Annotated in this window: 27 protein-coding genes; all 27 read left to right on the forward strand. The window is 61.5% G+C overall.

The window, feature by feature from the left end:
* On the forward strand, positions 1–761 hold a 761-nt coding region (locus tag L2I41_RS17690), incomplete at its 5' end, for an elongation factor Tu (RefSeq protein ID WP_237154907.1).
* Between the two features lie 67 nt (positions 762–828).
* On the forward strand, positions 829–1,137 hold the full coding sequence (gene rpsJ / locus L2I41_RS17695; protein ID WP_026782425.1) for a 30S ribosomal protein S10: 309 nt from the start codon (positions 829–831) through the stop codon (positions 1,135–1,137).
* A gap of 28 nt (positions 1,138–1,165) precedes the next feature.
* Positions 1,166–1,873: a 50S ribosomal protein L3 gene (gene rplC / locus L2I41_RS17700; RefSeq protein ID WP_237154908.1), complete on the forward strand. Its 708-nt coding sequence runs from the start codon at positions 1,166–1,168 to the stop codon at positions 1,871–1,873.
* A complete protein-coding gene (gene rplD, locus L2I41_RS17705; RefSeq protein ID WP_237154909.1) occupies positions 1,873–2,493 on the forward strand; it encodes a 50S ribosomal protein L4 in 621 nt (206 codons plus the stop codon). Before rplC ends, rplD begins: the two co-directional genes overlap by 1 nt.
* Positions 2,490–2,783, forward strand: coding sequence for a 50S ribosomal protein L23 (locus L2I41_RS17710; RefSeq protein WP_237154910.1), 294 nt, complete (start codon positions 2,490–2,492; stop codon positions 2,781–2,783). Before rplD ends, L2I41_RS17710 begins: the two co-directional genes overlap by 4 nt.
* 16 nt (positions 2,784–2,799) lie before the next feature.
* Positions 2,800–3,639 carry a 50S ribosomal protein L2 gene (gene rplB, locus L2I41_RS17715; RefSeq protein ID WP_237154911.1) on the forward strand — a complete coding sequence of 280 codons (840 nt, stop codon included), beginning with the start codon at positions 2,800–2,802 and terminating at the stop codon, positions 3,637–3,639.
* Positions 3,640–3,654: 15 nt separating this feature from the next.
* On the forward strand, positions 3,655–3,933 hold the full coding sequence (gene rpsS / locus L2I41_RS17720) for a 30S ribosomal protein S19 (protein WP_237154912.1): 279 nt from the start codon (positions 3,655–3,657) through the stop codon (positions 3,931–3,933).
* Position 3,934: 1 nt separating this feature from the next.
* On the forward strand, positions 3,935–4,315 hold the full coding sequence (gene rplV / locus L2I41_RS17725; RefSeq protein ID WP_237154913.1) for a 50S ribosomal protein L22: 381 nt from the start codon (positions 3,935–3,937) through the stop codon (positions 4,313–4,315).
* Positions 4,315–5,106, forward strand: coding sequence for a 30S ribosomal protein S3 (gene rpsC, locus L2I41_RS17730; RefSeq protein ID WP_237154914.1), 792 nt, complete (start codon positions 4,315–4,317; stop codon positions 5,104–5,106). Before rplV ends, rpsC begins: the two co-directional genes overlap by 1 nt.
* 22 nt (positions 5,107–5,128) lie before the next feature.
* On the forward strand, positions 5,129–5,542 hold the full coding sequence (gene rplP / locus L2I41_RS17735; protein WP_237154915.1) for a 50S ribosomal protein L16: 414 nt from the start codon (positions 5,129–5,131) through the stop codon (positions 5,540–5,542).
* A 43-nt stretch (positions 5,543–5,585) separates the two neighbouring features.
* A complete protein-coding gene (rpmC, locus tag L2I41_RS17740) occupies positions 5,586–5,786 on the forward strand; it encodes a 50S ribosomal protein L29 (protein ID WP_237154916.1) in 201 nt (66 codons plus the stop codon).
* A gap of 12 nt (positions 5,787–5,798) precedes the next feature.
* Positions 5,799–6,041, forward strand: coding sequence for a 30S ribosomal protein S17 (gene rpsQ, locus L2I41_RS17745; RefSeq protein ID WP_237154917.1), 243 nt, complete (start codon positions 5,799–5,801; stop codon positions 6,039–6,041).
* A gap of 270 nt (positions 6,042–6,311) precedes the next feature.
* Positions 6,312–6,680: a 50S ribosomal protein L14 gene (gene rplN, locus L2I41_RS17750; RefSeq protein WP_237154918.1), complete on the forward strand. Its 369-nt coding sequence runs from the start codon at positions 6,312–6,314 to the stop codon at positions 6,678–6,680.
* Positions 6,681–6,682: 2 nt separating this feature from the next.
* Positions 6,683–7,000, forward strand: a complete 318-nt coding sequence (gene rplX, locus L2I41_RS17755) for a 50S ribosomal protein L24 (RefSeq protein WP_237154919.1) — start codon at positions 6,683–6,685, stop codon at positions 6,998–7,000.
* Positions 6,993–7,550: a 50S ribosomal protein L5 gene (rplE, locus tag L2I41_RS17760; protein WP_304610564.1), complete on the forward strand. Its 558-nt coding sequence runs from the start codon at positions 6,993–6,995 to the stop codon at positions 7,548–7,550. The genes rplX and rplE overlap by 8 nt, the downstream gene beginning before the upstream one ends.
* Before the next feature lie 18 nt (positions 7,551–7,568).
* Positions 7,569–7,874, forward strand: coding sequence for a 30S ribosomal protein S14 (rpsN, locus tag L2I41_RS17765; RefSeq protein ID WP_237154920.1), 306 nt, complete (start codon positions 7,569–7,571; stop codon positions 7,872–7,874).
* A gap of 13 nt (positions 7,875–7,887) precedes the next feature.
* Positions 7,888–8,289 carry a 30S ribosomal protein S8 gene (gene rpsH / locus L2I41_RS17770; protein ID WP_237154921.1) on the forward strand — a complete coding sequence of 134 codons (402 nt, stop codon included), beginning with the start codon at positions 7,888–7,890 and terminating at the stop codon, positions 8,287–8,289.
* A gap of 26 nt (positions 8,290–8,315) precedes the next feature.
* The gene (gene rplF, locus L2I41_RS17775; RefSeq protein WP_237154922.1) at positions 8,316–8,852 is read left to right on the forward strand and encodes a 50S ribosomal protein L6; all 537 of its coding nucleotides are present in this window, start codon (positions 8,316–8,318) and stop codon (positions 8,850–8,852) included.
* A 10-nt stretch (positions 8,853–8,862) separates the two neighbouring features.
* Positions 8,863–9,222: a 50S ribosomal protein L18 gene (rplR, locus tag L2I41_RS17780; protein ID WP_237154923.1), complete on the forward strand. Its 360-nt coding sequence runs from the start codon at positions 8,863–8,865 to the stop codon at positions 9,220–9,222.
* A gap of 29 nt (positions 9,223–9,251) precedes the next feature.
* Complete coding sequence (gene rpsE, locus L2I41_RS17785; RefSeq protein ID WP_237154924.1) at positions 9,252–9,827, forward strand: 30S ribosomal protein S5; 576 nt, start codon at positions 9,252–9,254, stop codon at positions 9,825–9,827.
* 65 nt (positions 9,828–9,892) lie between these two features.
* The gene (gene rpmD / locus L2I41_RS17790) at positions 9,893–10,093 is read left to right on the forward strand and encodes a 50S ribosomal protein L30 (RefSeq protein ID WP_237154925.1); all 201 of its coding nucleotides are present in this window, start codon (positions 9,893–9,895) and stop codon (positions 10,091–10,093) included.
* A 28-nt stretch (positions 10,094–10,121) separates the two neighbouring features.
* The gene (gene rplO, locus L2I41_RS17795) at positions 10,122–10,592 is read left to right on the forward strand and encodes a 50S ribosomal protein L15 (RefSeq protein ID WP_237154926.1); all 471 of its coding nucleotides are present in this window, start codon (positions 10,122–10,124) and stop codon (positions 10,590–10,592) included.
* Between the two features lie 292 nt (positions 10,593–10,884).
* Positions 10,885–12,219 (forward strand): preprotein translocase subunit SecY, encoded by a 1,335-nt coding sequence (gene secY / locus L2I41_RS17800; protein WP_237154927.1) that lies wholly within the window; start codon positions 10,885–10,887, stop codon positions 12,217–12,219.
* The gene (locus tag L2I41_RS17805) at positions 12,216–12,794 is read left to right on the forward strand and encodes an adenylate kinase (protein WP_237154928.1); all 579 of its coding nucleotides are present in this window, start codon (positions 12,216–12,218) and stop codon (positions 12,792–12,794) included. Before secY ends, L2I41_RS17805 begins: the two co-directional genes overlap by 4 nt.
* A gap of 345 nt (positions 12,795–13,139) precedes the next feature.
* The gene (rpsM, locus tag L2I41_RS17810) at positions 13,140–13,508 is read left to right on the forward strand and encodes a 30S ribosomal protein S13 (RefSeq protein WP_237154929.1); all 369 of its coding nucleotides are present in this window, start codon (positions 13,140–13,142) and stop codon (positions 13,506–13,508) included.
* A 294-nt stretch (positions 13,509–13,802) separates the two neighbouring features.
* On the forward strand, positions 13,803–14,195 hold the full coding sequence (rpsK, locus tag L2I41_RS17815; RefSeq protein ID WP_237154930.1) for a 30S ribosomal protein S11: 393 nt from the start codon (positions 13,803–13,805) through the stop codon (positions 14,193–14,195).
* A gap of 115 nt (positions 14,196–14,310) precedes the next feature.
* Positions 14,311–15,339, forward strand: coding sequence for a DNA-directed RNA polymerase subunit alpha (locus L2I41_RS17820; protein WP_237154977.1), 1,029 nt, complete (start codon positions 14,311–14,313; stop codon positions 15,337–15,339).
* Positions 15,340–15,394 lie beyond the last annotated feature (55 nt).

The raw sequence follows: 15,394 nt of genomic DNA on the forward strand, positions 1-15,394 counted from the left end.
CGGAACTGCTCGAGCTGGTGGAGATGGAAGTTCGTGAGCTTCTGTCGTCCTACAACTTCCCCGGCGATGACATTCCGATCATCAAGGGTTCGGCTCTGTGCGCCCTGGAAGGCACCAATCCGGCCCTGGGCCATGATGCCATCCTCGAGCTGATGAAGGCGGTCGACGCCTACATCCCGCAGCCGGAGCGTCCGGTTGACCAGCCGTTCCTGATGCCGATCGAAGACGTGTTCTCGATCTCGGGCCGTGGCACCGTGGTGACCGGTCGCGTCGAGCGCGGCATCGTCAAGGTCGGCGAGGAAGTCGAGATCGTTGGCATCCGTCCGACGACCAAGACCACCGTGACCGGCGTCGAGATGTTCCGCAAGCTGCTCGATCAGGGCCAGGCCGGCGACAACATCGGTGCTCTTCTGCGCGGTACCAAGCGTGAAGACGTCGAGCGCGGCCAGATCCTGTGCAAGCCGGCTTCGGTTACCCCGCACACCGTCTTCAAGGCTGAGGCTTACATCCTCACCAAGGAAGAAGGCGGCCGTCATACGCCGTTCTTCACCAACTACCGCCCGCAGTTCTACTTCCGTACAACGGACGTGACCGGCATCTGCACGCTCCCCGAAGGCACCGAAATGGTGATGCCGGGCGATAACGTGTCGATGGAAGTCAACCTGATCGTTCCGATCGCCATGGAAGAAAAGCTGCGCTTCGCCATCCGCGAAGGCGGTCGCACCGTCGGTGCCGGCGTCGTTGCCGCCATCATCAAGTGATTGATCGTTTTGGGACGAAACGGGGCGGGGCTTTCGCTCTGCCCTTGTCGTCTTAAGAGGAATAAAAATGAACGGTCAGAATATCCGTATCCGTCTCAAGGCGTTTGACCATCGTATCCTCGATGCGTCGACCCGTGAGATCGTCAACACGGCCAAGCGCACCGGCGCCCAGGTTCGTGGACCCGTTCCGCTCCCGACGCGGATCGAGAAGTTCACGGTTAACCGGTCGCCTCACATCGACAAGAAGAGCCGCGAACAGTTCGAGATGCGCACGCACAAGCGCCTCCTGGACATCATCGATCCGACCCCCCAGACCGTGGACGCGCTGATGAAGCTCGACCTCGCCGCTGGTGTGGATGTCGAGATCAAGCTCTGAGAACTAGAGCCGGGTTGAGAGAAACGCTATGCGCTCAGGTGTCATCGCACAGAAGGTCGGCATGACCCGCGTCTATAACGACGCTGGCGAGCATGTTCCCGTGACAGTCCTCAAGGTTGAGAACTGCCAGGTGGTCGCTCACCGTACCGAAGAAAAGAACGGCTATACCGCGCTCCAGCTTGGTGCGGGTACGGTCAAGGTCAAGAATGTCTCGAAGGCTATGCGCGGTCATTTCGCCGTTGCCGAAGTCGAGCCGAAGCGTGAGGTCGCTGAATTCCGCGTCTCGCCGGAGAACATGATCGAGGTCGGCGCTGAGCTGACGGCCGATCATTTCGTCCCCGGTCAGTTCGTGGACGTCACCGGCACCTCCATCGGTAAGGGCTTCGCCGGTGCCATGAAGCGCTGGAACTTCGGTGGTGGTCGCGCCACCCACGGTAACTCGGTCTCGCACCGCGTCCTGGGTTCGACCGGTCAGCGCCAGGATCCGGGCAAGGTCTTCAAGAACAAGAAGATGCCTGGTCACATGGGTGACGAGCGCATCACGACGCAGAACCTCAAGATCGTCCGCACGGACGCCGATCGTGGCCTGATCCTCGTCGAGGGTGCAGTTCCCGGCGCCAAGGGTGGCTGGATCCTGGTTCGCGACGCGGTCAAGAAGAAGCTTCCGGAAGGTGTTCCCACCCCGGGCAAGTTCCGCAAGGCGGTGGAAGCCGTGGCTGCGGAGGCAGGTGAGTGATGGAACTCGAAGTCAAGACCCTTGACGGCGCCGTCGCTGGTACGGTCGCGCTTTCCGACGAGATCTTCGGTCTCGAGCCGCGCGCCGACATCCTTCAGCGCGTCGTCCGCTGGCAGCTGGCCAAGCGCCAGGCCGGGACCCACAAGACCCTTACCCGTACGGAAATCTCCCGCACGGGCAAGAAGATGTACCGCCAGAAGGGCACCGGTGGCGCCCGTCACGGCAACAAGGCGGCTCCGCAGTTCCGCGGCGGCGGCAAGGCCTTCGGTCCGGTTGTGCACAGCCATGCGCATGACCTGCCCAAGAAGATCCGCGCCCTCGGCCTGAAGCTCGCGCTGTCGGCCAAGGCTCAGGGTTCGAACATCGTCGTCCTCGATGAGGCCGTCGCTGGGGATCACAAGACCAAGGCTCTGAGCGTCAAGCTCGCGGCTCTCGGCCTGACCAATGCGCTGATCGTCGATGGGGCCAATCCGCAGGATGCGTTCCGTCTGGCTGCTCGTGCCATTCCGCAGATCGACGTCCTGCCCATCCAGGGCATCAACGTCTACGACATTCTGCGTCGTGACACGCTGGTGCTGACGAAGGCGGCCGTTTCGGCGCTCGAGGAGCGGTTCAAATGACCAATCTGAAGCACTACGACATCATCCGTACGCCGGCTGTCACCGAAAAGGCGACCATCCAGGCGGAAAACAACAAGGTGGTCTTCAACGTTGCCAAGACCGCAACCAAGCCCGAGATCAAGGCGGCCGTCGAGGCCCTCTTCTCGGTGAAGGTCAAGAGCGTCAACACGCTCGTGCGTAAGGGCAAGGTGAAGCGCTTCCGTGGCACCATCGGTACCCAGTCCGACGTGAAGAAAGCGATTGTGACCCTCGAAGAGGGCCACTCGATCGACATCACGACGGGTCTCTGAGCGGAGCGGCAGTAACATGGCACTCAAATATTACAAGCCGACGACGCCGGGCCAGCGCCAGCTGGTCCTTGTCGATCGCTCCGAGCTCCACAAGGGCGCGCCGGTCAAGAGCCTCACCGTCGGTCTCAACAAGTCCGGCGGCCGCAACAATCTCGGTCGCATCACCTCCTTCCAGCGTGGTGGCGGTCACAAGCGTTCGTACCGTATGGTCGACTTCAAGCGTAACAAGCTTGATGTCATCGCCACGGTCGAGCGTCTCGAGTATGACCCGAACCGCACGGCCTTCATCGCTCTGATCAAGTATGCAGACGGTGAGCTGAGCTACATCCTGGCTCCGCAGCGCCTTGCCGCTGGCGACGTCGTCGTCGCCTCGGCCCAGGCCGACGTGAAGCCCGGTAATGCGATGCCGCTGTCGGCCATCCCGGTCGGTACGCTGGTCCACAACGTCGAACTGAAGCCCGGCAAGGGCGGTCAGATCGCTCGTTCGGCCGGTTCCTACGCTCAGATCGTGGGTCGTGACCAGGGCTACACCATCGTTCGCCTGAATTCGGGCGAGCAGCGCAAGGTGCTCGGCACTTGCTTCGCCACCATCGGCGCCGTGTCCAATCCGGACCACGCCAACGTGTCGATCGGCAAGGCTGGCCGCAATCGCTGGCTGGGCAAGCGCCCGGTCGTCCGCGGTGTTGCCATGAACCCGATCGACCATCCGCACGGCGGTGGTGAAGGCCGCACCTCGGGTGGCCGTCATCCGGTTACCCCGTGGGGCAAGCCGACCAAGGGCAAGAAGACGCGTTCGAACAAGTCTACGGACAAGTTCATCGTTCGCAGCCGTCACGCCCGCAAGAAGACGCAGTAAGAGAGAGGAACGACCGTGACTCGTTCGGTATGGAAAGGTCCGTTCGTTGACGGCTACCTCCTCAAGAAGGCGGAAGCTGCTCGTTCTGGCGGACGTAATGAAGTCATCAAGATCTGGAGCCGTCGCTCCACGATCCTGCCCAATTTCGTCGGACTGACGTTCGGCGTCTACAATGGGCAGAAGCACATTCCCGTGTCCGTGAACGAGGACATGGTGGGTCACAAGTTCGGCGAGTTTGCGCCGACCCGGACCTACTATGGCCACGGCGCTGACAAGAAGGCGAAGAGGAAGTAACATGGGCAAGCCGAAGCGCGAACGCTCGCTCGCCGACAACGAGGCGAAGGCTGTGACCCGTAACATCCGGGTCTCGCCGCAGAAGCTCAATCTTGTCGCGGCCATGATCCGCGGCAAGAAGGTCAATGCCGCTCTTGCTGACCTCACCTTCTCCCGCAAGCGCATTGCGCTCGATGTGAAGAAGACGCTGGAGTCGGCGATTGCCAACGCAGAGAACAACCACGACCTCGACGTCGACGCCCTCGTCGTCAAGGAAGCCTACGTGGGCAAGGCGCTTGTTATGAAGCGCTTCTCCCCCCGGGCTCGTGGTCGCGTCGGCCAAATCCAGAAGCCGTTTGCGAACCTGACGATCGTCGTTCGCGAAGTCGAGGAGACCGCCTGATGGGTCACAAAGTCAATCCGATCGGTCTGCGCCTCGGCATCAACCGCACCTGGGACAGCCGTTGGTTCGCTGGCAAGAACGAGTACGGCTCGCTCCTGCACGAAGACCTGGCGATCCGCAAGTTCCTCCTCGAGGAGCTGAAGGCTGCCGCTGTTTCGAAGGTCATCATCGAGCGTCCGCACAAGAAGTGCCGCGTGACCATCCACTCGGCTCGTCCGGGCGTGGTGATCGGCAAGAAGGGTGCTGACATCGAGAAGCTTCGCAAGCAGATCGGTCGCTTCACCAAGTCGGAAGTGCATCTCAACATCGTTGAAGTGCGCAAGCCCGAAACGGATGCGAACCTCATCGCTGCGTCGATCGCTCAGCAGCTCGAGCGTCGTGTTGCCTTCCGCCGCGCCATGAAGCGTTCGGTGCAGTCTGCCATGCGTCTCGGCGCTGAAGGCATCCGCATCAACGCCGGTGGCCGTCTGGGCGGCGCTGAAATCGCTCGTCTGGAGTGGTACCGCGAGGGCCGCGTGCCCCTGCACACCCTCCGTGCCGACATCGACTACGGCATTGCCACCGCTCACACCGCCTATGGCACCAACGGCCTCAAGGTCTGGGTGTTCAAGGGCGAGATCCTCGAACACGATCCGATGGCGTCTGAACGTCGCGCTCTCGAAGGTGGCCATGACGGCGACCGTCCGCAGGGCAACGAGCGTCGCCGGGATCGCGATCGTGAGAATCCGCGTGGCGATCGCGAAGGCCGCGGCCGTGGCCGTCGTGACCGCGACGCCGACGGTGCGCGTTAATTAAAGGTTTGGGAGAGGTACAATGCTTCAACCGAAGCGCACCAAATTCCGCAAGCAGTTCAAGGGCCGTATTCACGGCGTGTCTAAGGGCGGCACTGAGCTGAACTTCGGCGCCTTTGGACTGAAGGCGATGGAACCCGAGCGCGTGACGGCGCGTCAGATCGAGGCGGCTCGCCGCGCGATCACGCGTCAGATGAAGCGCCAGGGCCGTGTCTGGATCCGCGTGTTCCCCGATGTTCCGGTGACCGCAAAGCCGACCGAAGTTCGTATGGGTAAGGGCAAGGGTTCTCCGGAATACTGGGCCTGCCGCATCAAGCCCGGCCGCATCATGTTCGAGCTGGACGGCGTCCCTGAGGATGTCGCCCGCGAGGCTCTGCGCCTGGGCGCTGCCAAGCTTCCGATCAAGACGCGCTTCATCCAGCGCATCGCCGAGTGATCGATTTCGGTCCAAGGCGACAGACTATTAGGACGAAAAGAAAATGAAGGCGAACGATGTTCGGGCCCTCACGCCCGACCAGCTCGAAGACGAGCTGGCGAAGCTGAAGAAAGAGCAGTTCAACCTGCGCTTCCAGAAGGCCACGGGCCAGCTTGAGAACACGTCCCGCGTGCAGGTCGTGCGTCGCGACATCGCCCGCATTCAGACGGTCCTGCGCCAGAAGCGCACGGCCGAAACCGCTTAAAGGAGAGGCGAGATGCCGAAGCGCATACTGCAGGGCGTCGTCGTCAGCGACAAGACCGACAAGACGGTCGTGGTGAAGGTGGAGCGTCGCTTCACTCATCCGGTGCTCAAGAAGACCGTTCGTCGGTCCAAGAACTACCAGGCCCACGACGAAGCCAACCAGTTCAAGATCGGCGACGTGGTCTCCATCGAGGAGTCCAAGCCGATCTCCAAGACCAAGCGCTGGGTGGTCCTGTCTTCCGTAAGCGCGAGCTGAACGGACGATTAAACGATAATTCCCCTCCGGGCGATTGACTTATGGCTCGGGGAGGATTATGCGGCTAACGCGAAATTTTGGGACGGAGTGGTGGGAACCCACCGCTCCGTGCCGGAATGTCTTTTTCCAAGACCTTAACGGTTTGGAAACAGGCACCAGGAACTCAAGGCGCTCCCGGTCCACTCCGGGCAGGAGGTGCCTTAAGTCAGATCAAGGCACCGGGCTGCGGATACGGTCCGGGGCAGCTAAAAAAGATAAGGCGGCCAAGTCATGATTCAGATGCAAACCAACCTCGACGTGGCGGATAATTCCGGCGCACGTCGTGTTATGTGCATCAAAGTGCTCGGCGGCGCGAAGCGGAAGTATGCCTCGGTGGGCGACATCATCGTCGTTTCCATCAAGGAAGCCATCCCTCGTGGTCGCGTGAAGAAGGGCGACGTGATGAAGGCGGTCGTGGTCCGCACGGCCAAGGACATCCGTCGCACGGACGGTTCGGTGATTCGGTTTGACCGGAATGCCGCCGTTCTCATCAACAACCAGAAAGAACCGATCGGGACCCGTATCTTCGGACCGGTTCCGCGCGAACTTCGCGCGAAGAACCACATGAAGATCATCTCGCTCGCCCCGGAGGTGCTGTAACCATGGCCGCCAAGATTAAGAAGGGCGACAAGGTCGTAGTTCTCACGGGCAAGGACAAGGCCAAGACCGGTGAGGTCCTGGAAGTCCGTCCTAGCGAGAACCGGGCCGTTGTTCGTGGCGTGAATATCGTCCGCCACCATCAGCGTCAGAGCGCTCAGTCCGAAGGCGGTATCATCGCCAAGGAAGCTGCGCTGGACCTGTCCAACATCGCGATCGCCGATCCCAAGGATGGCAAGCCGACGCGTGTCGGTTTCAAGGTTCTTGAAGATGGCCGCAAGGTGCGTGTCGCCAAGCGTTCCGGAGAAGTGATCGATGGCTGATGCGACCTATATCCCGCGCTTGAAGCGCGTTTATGACGAACAGATCCGCCAGAAGATGGTGGAGCAGTTCGGCTACAAGAATCCGCTCGAGATTCCGGCGATCGAAAAGATCGTCCTGAACATGGGCGTTGGCGAAACTGTTGCTGACGGCAAGAAGATCAATTCGGCCGTGGGTGACCTGACGCTCATCGCCGGTCAGAAGCCGGTGATCACCAAGGCCCGCAAGTCGGTCGCCACCTTCAAGGTGCGCGAAGGCATGAACATCGGTGCCAAGGTGACCCTGCGTCGCCAGCGCATGTACGAGTTCCTCGATCGCCTGGTCACCATTGCGCTCCCGCGCGTTCGTGACTTCCGTGGTCTGAACCCGAAGTCCTTCGACGGCCGCGGCAACTATGCCATGGGCGTTAAGGAACACATCGTTTTCCCCGAAATCGAGTACGACAAGGTCGACCAGGTTTGGGGAATGGACATCATCGTCTGCACGACGGCGAAGACCGACGACGAGGCGCGCGCGCTTCTCAAGGCCTTCAATTTCCCGTTCCGGCAGTGACGAGAAGGGTTCGGACAAATGGCTAAAAAGAGTGCCATCGAGAAGAACAAGCGACGCCAGAAGCTGGTCAAGCAGTTCGCCGCCAAGCGTGACGCCCTCAAGGCTGTCGCCAACGATCAGAACCTTTCGATCGAGGAGCAGTTCGCTGCCCGCCTGAAGCTCGCTGAGCTTCCGCGCAATTCCTCGCCCGTGCGTGTTCGTAATCGTTGCGAAGTCACCGGCCGTCCGCGGTCTTATTATCGCAAGCTCAAGATGAGCCGTATTGCCCTGCGCGAGCTGGGCTCTCTCGGTCTCATCCCGGGCCTTGTGAAGTCGAGCTGGTAAGGAGAACGGTCCCATGGCGATGACCGATCCTTTGGGTGATATGCTCACCCGCATCCGTAACGCCCAGATGCGCAAGATGTCGAAGGTGTCGACGCCGGCTTCCAAGCTGCGTAAGCACGTTCTCGACGTTCTGGCCGCTGAGGGCTATATCCGCGGTTATGCCGAGGTTGTTACTGCAACCCACGGCCAGTCCGAGTTCGAGATCGAGCTGAAGTACTTCGATGGCCTCCCGGTCATCCGTACCATCGAGCGCGTCTCCAAGCCGGGCCGCCGCGTTTACGCTTCGGTAAAGAACCTCCCGCGCGTTGCCAACGGCCTCGGCGTGTCGATCCTCTCCACCCCCCGCGGTGTGATGGCTGACCACGATGCCCGCGAGCAGAACGTCGGCGGCGAAGTTCTCTGCCGCGTCTTCTAACCTTCGACTGGAAACGGGTTAATACCATGTCGCGCATTGGCAAGAAGGCTGTTCCGGTCCCCAAGGGGGTCACAGCCGACATCGCTGGGCAGACCGTTTCGGTCAAGGGGCCGAAGGGTACGCTCTCTTTCGTTCTGAACGATCTCGTCCTGGCCTCCAAGGCTGAAGACGGTTCGGTCAAGATCGAACCCAAGGACGATTCCAAGCCGGCTCGCGCCAGCTGGGGCATGTCCCGCACTCAGGTCGCGAACCTCATCAAGGGCGTGACCGTGGGCTTCGAGAAGAAGCTCGAGATCACCGGCGTCGGCTACAAGGCCGCTCTGCAGGGCAAGAACCTGCAGTTGTCGCTGGGTTACAGCCACGATATCAGCTTTCCGGTTCCGGAAGGTATCGTGATTGCGTGCCCGAAGCCGACCGAAATCACCGTCACCGGTATCGACGCCCAGAAGGTCGGTCAGGTGGCTGCCGAAATCCGTAAGTACCGTCCGCCGGAGCCCTACAAGGGCAAGGGTGTAAGGTACGCGGGCGAGTATATCGTCCGTAAGGAAGGCAAGAAGAAGTAAGGGGACGATCATGGCTCACCTCACCGGAAATGATCGCCGTCGCGCTCGCGTGCGCCGTGCGATCAAGGCGGCGGCCAACGGTCGTCCGCGCCTTTCCGTGCATCGTTCCTCGATGCACATCTATGCCCAGATTATCGACGACGTTGCGGGTCGTACCCTGGCGTCCGCGTCGACCATCGACAAGGACCTCCGGGACGCCCTCAAGACGGGGGCCGACAAGGCCGCCGCGGCCGTGGTTGGCAAGGCTATTGCCGAGCGCGCCAAGGCTGCTGGCGTCACCCAGGTCATCTTTGATCGTGGCCAGTTCCTGTATCATGGCCGTATCAAGGCGCTCGCTGACGCTGCCCGTGAGGGCGGCCTCGACTTCTAAGCCGGTCCCGATCGAGAGAGATAAAGACAATGGCTGAACGTGAACGCAACAACCGGGAGCGGGATCGCAACGAAGAGCGCGACAGCGAGTTCGTCGATCGCCTGGTTCACATCAACCGCGTCGCCAAGGTGGTGAAGGGTGGCCGTCGCTTCGGCTTCGCAGCCCTCGTCGTCGTTGGTGACCAGAAGGGCCGCGTGGGCTATGGCCACGGCAAGGCCCGCGAGGTTCCCGAGGCGATCCGCAAGGCGACGGAAGCCGCCAAGCGCGCCCTGGTCCGCGTGCCGCTGAAGGAAGGTCGTACCCTGCACCACGACGTCGCTGGACGTTGGGGCGCTGGCCGCGTCTTCCTGCGCATGGCTCCTGCCGGTACCGGCATCATCGCTGGTGGTCCGATGCGCGCCGTGTTCGAGACGCTCGGCGTCCAGGACGTGGTTGCCAAGTCGCTCGGCTCCTCCAACCCCTACAACATGATCCGCGCTACCTTCTCCGCCCTGGCGAACGAAGATAGCCCGCGGTCGGTTGCCGCCCGTCGTGGTCTCAAGGTTTCGGCCCTGCAGTCCCGTCGTCGCGACATCGACCCGGAAGCGGCTTCGGCTGAAGGCTGAGAATGGGGAAGGGGAGATCACTCTCCCCTTGACCGTTCCAAGCGAGCTTTCGGAAGGTAAGAACCATGTCGAACACCAAGTCTGGCAAGACCGTCACGGTCGAGCAGATCTACAGCCCCGCCCGCCGTCCGGCTGACCAGCGTGCTACGCTGGTGGGCCTTGGCCTCAACAAGATGCATCGCACCGCGACGCTCGAGGATACTCCCTCGGTGCGCGGGATGATCGCGAAGGTCCAGCATCTCGTCCGCATCGTGGACGAGGCCTGAGAAACCGCCGGTCGAAAGGATCGATGAAATGAAGCTCAACGAGCTCAAGGACAACGAAGGCGCGACCAAGAAGCGCATGCGCGTCGGTCGCGGTATCGGCTCCGGCAAGGGCAAGACCGCCGGTCGCGGCGTCAAGGGTCAGAAGTCCCGTACCGGCGTCGCCATCAAGGGCTTCGAAGGCGGCCAGATGCCCCTGCATCGCCGTCTGCCGAAGCGCGGCTTCACCAACATCTTCGCTCTCGATCTCAATGAGATCGGTCTCTCCAAGATCCAGGCCGCCGTTGAGGCTGGCCAGCTGGATGCCAAGGCGACCGTGACCGTTGAGGCCCTGGTCTCTGCCGGCCTGCTGCGTCGTCCGCTTGACGGCGTGCGCGTGCTGGGTGGCGAGATCAAGACGGCTCTGACCTTCGAGATCGCTGGCGCGTCTGCTCCGGCCCTGGCTGCCATCGAGGCTGCCGGCGGCAAGGTTGTCGTGCTGGGTGCCGCTGAAGCGGCCTGAGTTGCAAGCCCTCGGGGCGCCTGAAATTGTCTCCCTTGAAGGAAGGCGCATTTCAGGTGCATCCGGGGGCTTATTTTGTCTGGACCTGTGGCTATATAAGCTCAGAAATCGGTTGCCACTTGCGGCCCTCGGCCCGAACCGGTAGCTCATTGTCCGGACTGATCTTCCCTTGCGGGTATCCGGTGCCGTCTGGCGCCGTATGTTGAGGGAAGGCTGGATACATTTTGGGAGCGATGCGCCGGGTCTGGCGAGGCGCGAAGCGACCCGTTCCCCTCATCGGGTGGAGTGAGACATGGCCTCGGCGGCAGAACAACTCGCTGCGAATATCAACCTTGGGTCCCTCTGGAAGGCTGAAGAGCTGAAGAAGAGGATCTTGTTCACCCTTGGTGCGCTTCTTGTGTATCGTCTGGGAACCTACATTCCGCTTCCCGGCATCAATCTTCAGGCACTCGAAGAAGCGTTCAAGCAGCAGAGCACAGGCTTCCTCGGCCTGTTCAACATGTTCTCCGGCGGTGCCGTCGGTCGCATGGCCATCTTTGCGCTGGGCATCATGCCCTACATTTCCGCCTCTATCATCGTGCAGCTGCTGACATCGGTCGTGCCGGCGCTCGAGACGATGAAGAAGGAAGGCGAATCGGGCCGCAAGAAGATGAACCAGTACACCCGCTATCTGACGGTGTTGCTGGCGGCGGTTCAGTCCTACGGCATTGCGGTTGGTCTTGAGTCTCAGAGCACCCTTGTGCTCGATCCAGGCCCGTTCTTCATTCTGTCCACCGTTCTGTCGCTGATGGGCGGCACCATGTTCCTGCTGTGGCTGGGTGAGCAGATCACCTCGCGCGGCATCGGGCAGGGCACCTCGCTGATCATTTTCTCGGGTATCGTCGCCGGTTTGCCCCGTGCCTTCGTCGGCATGCTGGAGCTGGGCCGTCAGGGCGCGCTCGCAACGCCGATCATCATTGGGATCATCGTCCTGGCCGCTGCGGTCATCGGTGCCATCGTGTTCATGGAACGCGCTCAGCGCCGCCTGATCATCCAGTATCCGAAGCGCCAGGTCGGCAACAAGATGTTCCAGGGCGAGTCGAGCCATCTGCCGCTCAAGCTGAACACCTCGGGCGTCATCCCGCCGATCTTTGCATCATCGATCCTGCTGATTCCCGGCACGCTCAGCGGCTTTGCCGGCACCAATGCCGCCGGTGGCTGGCTGCAGACCATCGGCACCCTGATGGCGCATGGTCAGCCGCTCTACATGGTGTCCTACGCCGCCATGATCGTGTTCTTCTCCTTCTTCTACACGGCCATCGTGTTCAATCCGACCGATACGGCCGAGAATCTGAAGAAGCAGGGCGGCTTTGTCCCGGGCATCCGTCCCGGCGAGCGCACCGCGCAGTTCATCGACTACGTGCTCACGCGCATCAATGTGCTCGGCGCTATCTATCTTGTGGTGATCTGTCTATTACCCGAATTTCTCATTTCGGCCACCGGCGTTCCGTTCTATTTCGGTGGTACCTCCCTTCTGATCGTGGTCTCGGTGACCATGGATACGGTTGCCCAGATCCAGGGACATCTGCTGGCGCACCAATATGAAGGGCTGATCAAGAAGTCGAAACTTCGGGGGAAGCGCAGATGAGGCTTATTCTTCTCGGACCGCCGGGCGCCGGTAAGGGGACACAGGCGCAGCGGCTGGTCGAGCGTTATGGGATCGTGCAGCTGTCGACCGGCGACATGCTTCGGGCGGCCGTGGCTGCCGGTACCGAGATCGGGAAGAAGGCCAAGGCGGTCATGGATGCCGGTCAGCTGGTGTCCGACGATATTGTCATCGGCATCGTCTCCGACCGAATCGAAGAGCCCGATGCCAAGAATGGTTTCGTCCTCGACGGTTTCCCGCGCACGATCGCTCAGGCGGAGGCGCTGGAAAAGCTCCTGGCCTCGAAGTCCATGAAGCTCGATGCCGTCATCGAGTTCCAGGTGGATGAGACCAAGCTGGTCGACCGAATCGTTCGTCGCGCTGAAGAAGCCAAGGCCGCCGGTCAGCCGGTGCGCAAGGACGACAATCCGGAAGTTTTCGTCAAGCGTCTGGAAGAGTTCCGTGCTCTGACGGCCGCGTTGACGCCCTTCTACCGCGAACGCGGTCAGCTGACATCGATCGACGGCATGGCGCCGATTGATGTGGTATCTGAGGAAATCCGTAAGGCTCTTTCTTGAGAGCCGGCAAATAGCGCCACGGTTCGGCCCTTCTCTCGCGGGAAGGGCACACTGCGGCGCGATAGTGCGGAAAAACAAGCGGGAACTTGCTTGGGTGAGGTTGACGGGAAGGCCGGTGTCGGCTATGAACCCGCACCTATTCCCGGGTTCTCGTGTGAATGGGCGGTCTTGCTTTGTCTTTTGAGTCGCGACTCAGTGAGGACAGGGCGCCCAGCCGAAACCAAGCGGTGAACCCGAGCGGTGTGGCCGGACATCCGGTCGCCGTCAATCATCAGACCTCCACGACGTGCATTCGGGGGAGGGAGCATCCGGTTAAACCGGCTGCGACGACAGGAGTGAAGTGAAGTGGCCCGTATTGCTGGCGTCAATATTCCCACGGCCAAGCGCGTTCTGATCGCGCTTCAGTACATTCATGGCATCGGCCCGAAGTTCGCCGCCGAGATCCTTGAGAAGACCGGCATTGCCGACACCAAGCGCGTGAATGAGCTGAGCGACGCGGAAGTTCTGCAGATCCGTGAAATCATCGACCGCGACTACATGGTGGAAGGCGACCTGCGTCGCGACACCGCCATGAACATCAAGCGTCTGATGGACCTCGGCTGCTACCGCGGCCTGCGTCACCGCAAGGGCCTGCCGGTCCGTGGTCAGCGCACGCACACCAACGCCCGCACCCGCAAGGGTCCGGCCAAGGCGATTGCTGGCAAGAAGAAGTAATTTCTTTGGAAGCCGGGTGGTGGGTCAAGGCTCACCGCTCTGGTTTCCGGGGTTGGACATGGCGCCGGCTCCGCGAGGCATCGCGGTCGGCGCTTTGTCCATGGTGGAAGGTGCTCTTGGGTGCTTCCGCCGGGTGATTGCCCCGTTGGGGTGGTCATTTGTATGTCCGGTGCGCGGGTTCGACTACAGGCGTGCGCTCCGGTGTAGCCGCTGGAACTACGGCGGTGACGAGATCGACAATGACGTTCGTCGTCAGGCTGAGGCCTGGGGCGAACTGGAACAGAGTGAGAGAGCATGGCCAAGGAAGCCGCTGGTCGCGTTCGCCGTCGCGAACGCAAGAACATCACCTCGGGCATCGCCCACGTGAATTCCACGTTCAACAACACCATGATCACCATTACCGACGCGCAGGGCAACACCATCTCCTGGTCGTCCGCCGGTACCATGGGCTTCAAGGGCTCGCGCAAGTCGACCCCCTATGCCGCCCAGATGGCTGCTGAAGACGCTGCCCGCAAGGCCGCTGAACATGGTGTGAAGACCCTTGAGGTCGAGGTTTGCGGTCCGGGCTCCGGTCGCGAATCGGCGCTCCGCGCGCTTCAGGCTGCCGGTTTCCTGGTCAGCTCGATCCGCGACGTGACCCCGATCCCGCACAACGGCTGCCGTCCGCGCAAGCGTCGTCGCGTCTGACCTCGGCACACGCGTTTCCTCCAGAGCCCCGTCCGGCTCTGGATACGGCCGTCATCAAGGCGGTGCGCCAAACAGGACTGCCGCCTGTGGCGGACCGCTTCATGAGGAAAGGGTTATAACCGTGAGCATCCAGAAGAACTGGCAAGAGCTCAAGAAGCCGAACAAGCTCGAGGTCATCCCGAGCCGCGACCCCAAGCGCGTTGCGACCGTTGTCGCCTCGCCGCTGGAGCGTGGCTTCGGTCTGACCCTCGGCAACGCGCTGCGTCGCGTTCTGCTGTCCTCGCTGCAGGGCGCGGCGGTGACGGCGGTGCAGATCGACGGAGTTCTGCATGAGTTCTCGTCGATCGCCGGCGTTCGCGAAGATGTCACCGACATCATCCTGAATATCAAGGAAATCGCCGTGCGCATGCAGGGGCAGGGCCCCAAGCGCATGGTCGTGCGCAAGCAGGGCCCCGGCATCGTTACCGCTGGCGACATCCAGACGGTTGGCGATATCGAGATCCTCAATCCCGAACTCGCCATCTGCACGCTGGACGAAGGCGCTGAAATCCGCATGGAATTCACCGTCGACACCGGCAAGGGCTACGTTCCGTCCGACCGCAACCGTCCTGAAGATGCTCCGATCGGTCTGATTCCGGTCGACAGCCTCTACTCGCCGGTGCGCAAGGTGTCCTACAAGGTCGAGAACACCCGCGAGGGCCAGGATCTCGATCTGGACAAGCTGACGCTGACCGTCGAGACTGATGGTTCGATCAAGCCGGAAGACGCTGTGGCCTATGCCGCTCGCATCCTGCAGGACCAGCTGGCGATCTTCGTGAACTTCGAAGAGCCGCAGAAGGATACCAAGGTCGAGACCGTTCCGGAACTCGCCTTCAATCCGGCGCTGCTCAAGAAGGTCGACGAACTCGAGCTTTCGGTGCGTTCGGCCAACTGCCTCAAGAACGACAACATCGTCTACATTGGCGATCTGATCCAGAAGAGCGAAGCAGAGATGCTGCGTACGCCGAACTTCGGCCGCAAGTCGCTCAACGAGATCAAGGAAGTTCTGGCGCAGATGGGCCTGCATCTCGGCATGGAAGTGCCGAACTGGCCGCCCGAGAACATCGAAGATCTGGCCAAGCGCTACGAAGACCACAATTACTGAGCCGCAAGGCTCGCCGGGGAGGGGACTTCCCGGCTTCCCAAGTAACCCAATCAAG

The sequence above is a fragment of the Oryzibacter oryziterrae genome (genome assembly GCF_021864535.1).
Taxonomy (GTDB): domain Bacteria; phylum Pseudomonadota; class Alphaproteobacteria; order Rhizobiales; family Pleomorphomonadaceae; genus Pleomorphomonas; species Pleomorphomonas oryziterrae.

What these genes read in the sequence shown, in the direction of transcription:
- rpsE (WP_237154924.1), top strand. Translation starts at nt 9,252, where the DNA reads ATGGCTGAACGTGAACGCAACAACCGGGAGCGGGATCGCAACGAAGAG.
- secY (WP_237154927.1), top strand. Translation starts at nt 10,885, where the DNA reads ATGGCCTCGGCGGCAGAACAACTCGCTGCGAATATCAACCTTGGGTCC.
- rpsQ (WP_237154917.1), top strand. Translation starts at nt 5,799, where the DNA reads ATGCCGAAGCGCATACTGCAGGGCGTCGTCGTCAGCGACAAGACCGAC.
- rplD (WP_237154909.1), top strand. Translation starts at nt 1,873, where the DNA reads ATGGAACTCGAAGTCAAGACCCTTGACGGCGCCGTCGCTGGTACGGTC.
- rpsJ (WP_026782425.1), top strand. Translation starts at nt 829, where the DNA reads ATGAACGGTCAGAATATCCGTATCCGTCTCAAGGCGTTTGACCATCGT.
- rpmC (WP_237154916.1), top strand. Translation starts at nt 5,586, where the DNA reads ATGAAGGCGAACGATGTTCGGGCCCTCACGCCCGACCAGCTCGAAGAC.
- rplB (WP_237154911.1), top strand. Translation starts at nt 2,800, where the DNA reads ATGGCACTCAAATATTACAAGCCGACGACGCCGGGCCAGCGCCAGCTG.
- rpsH (WP_237154921.1), top strand. Translation starts at nt 7,888, where the DNA reads ATGGCGATGACCGATCCTTTGGGTGATATGCTCACCCGCATCCGTAAC.
- rpmD (WP_237154925.1), top strand. Translation starts at nt 9,893, where the DNA reads ATGTCGAACACCAAGTCTGGCAAGACCGTCACGGTCGAGCAGATCTAC.
- rpsN (WP_237154920.1), top strand. Translation starts at nt 7,569, where the DNA reads ATGGCTAAAAAGAGTGCCATCGAGAAGAACAAGCGACGCCAGAAGCTG.
- rplO (WP_237154926.1), top strand. Translation starts at nt 10,122, where the DNA reads ATGAAGCTCAACGAGCTCAAGGACAACGAAGGCGCGACCAAGAAGCGC.
- L2I41_RS17805 (WP_237154928.1), top strand. Translation starts at nt 12,216, where the DNA reads ATGAGGCTTATTCTTCTCGGACCGCCGGGCGCCGGTAAGGGGACACAG.
- rpsK (WP_237154930.1), top strand. Translation starts at nt 13,803, where the DNA reads ATGGCCAAGGAAGCCGCTGGTCGCGTTCGCCGTCGCGAACGCAAGAAC.
- rplV (WP_237154913.1), top strand. Translation starts at nt 3,935, where the DNA reads ATGGGCAAGCCGAAGCGCGAACGCTCGCTCGCCGACAACGAGGCGAAG.
- rpsC (WP_237154914.1), top strand. Translation starts at nt 4,315, where the DNA reads ATGGGTCACAAAGTCAATCCGATCGGTCTGCGCCTCGGCATCAACCGC.
- rplF (WP_237154922.1), top strand. Translation starts at nt 8,316, where the DNA reads ATGTCGCGCATTGGCAAGAAGGCTGTTCCGGTCCCCAAGGGGGTCACA.
- rplR (WP_237154923.1), top strand. Translation starts at nt 8,863, where the DNA reads ATGGCTCACCTCACCGGAAATGATCGCCGTCGCGCTCGCGTGCGCCGT.
- rplP (WP_237154915.1), top strand. Translation starts at nt 5,129, where the DNA reads ATGCTTCAACCGAAGCGCACCAAATTCCGCAAGCAGTTCAAGGGCCGT.
- L2I41_RS17710 (WP_237154910.1), top strand. Translation starts at nt 2,490, where the DNA reads ATGACCAATCTGAAGCACTACGACATCATCCGTACGCCGGCTGTCACC.
- rplX (WP_237154919.1), top strand. Translation starts at nt 6,683, where the DNA reads ATGGCCGCCAAGATTAAGAAGGGCGACAAGGTCGTAGTTCTCACGGGC.
- rplE (WP_304610564.1), top strand. Translation starts at nt 6,993, where the DNA reads ATGGCTGATGCGACCTATATCCCGCGCTTGAAGCGCGTTTATGACGAA.
- rplC (WP_237154908.1), top strand. Translation starts at nt 1,166, where the DNA reads ATGCGCTCAGGTGTCATCGCACAGAAGGTCGGCATGACCCGCGTCTAT.
- rplN (WP_237154918.1), top strand. Translation starts at nt 6,312, where the DNA reads ATGATTCAGATGCAAACCAACCTCGACGTGGCGGATAATTCCGGCGCA.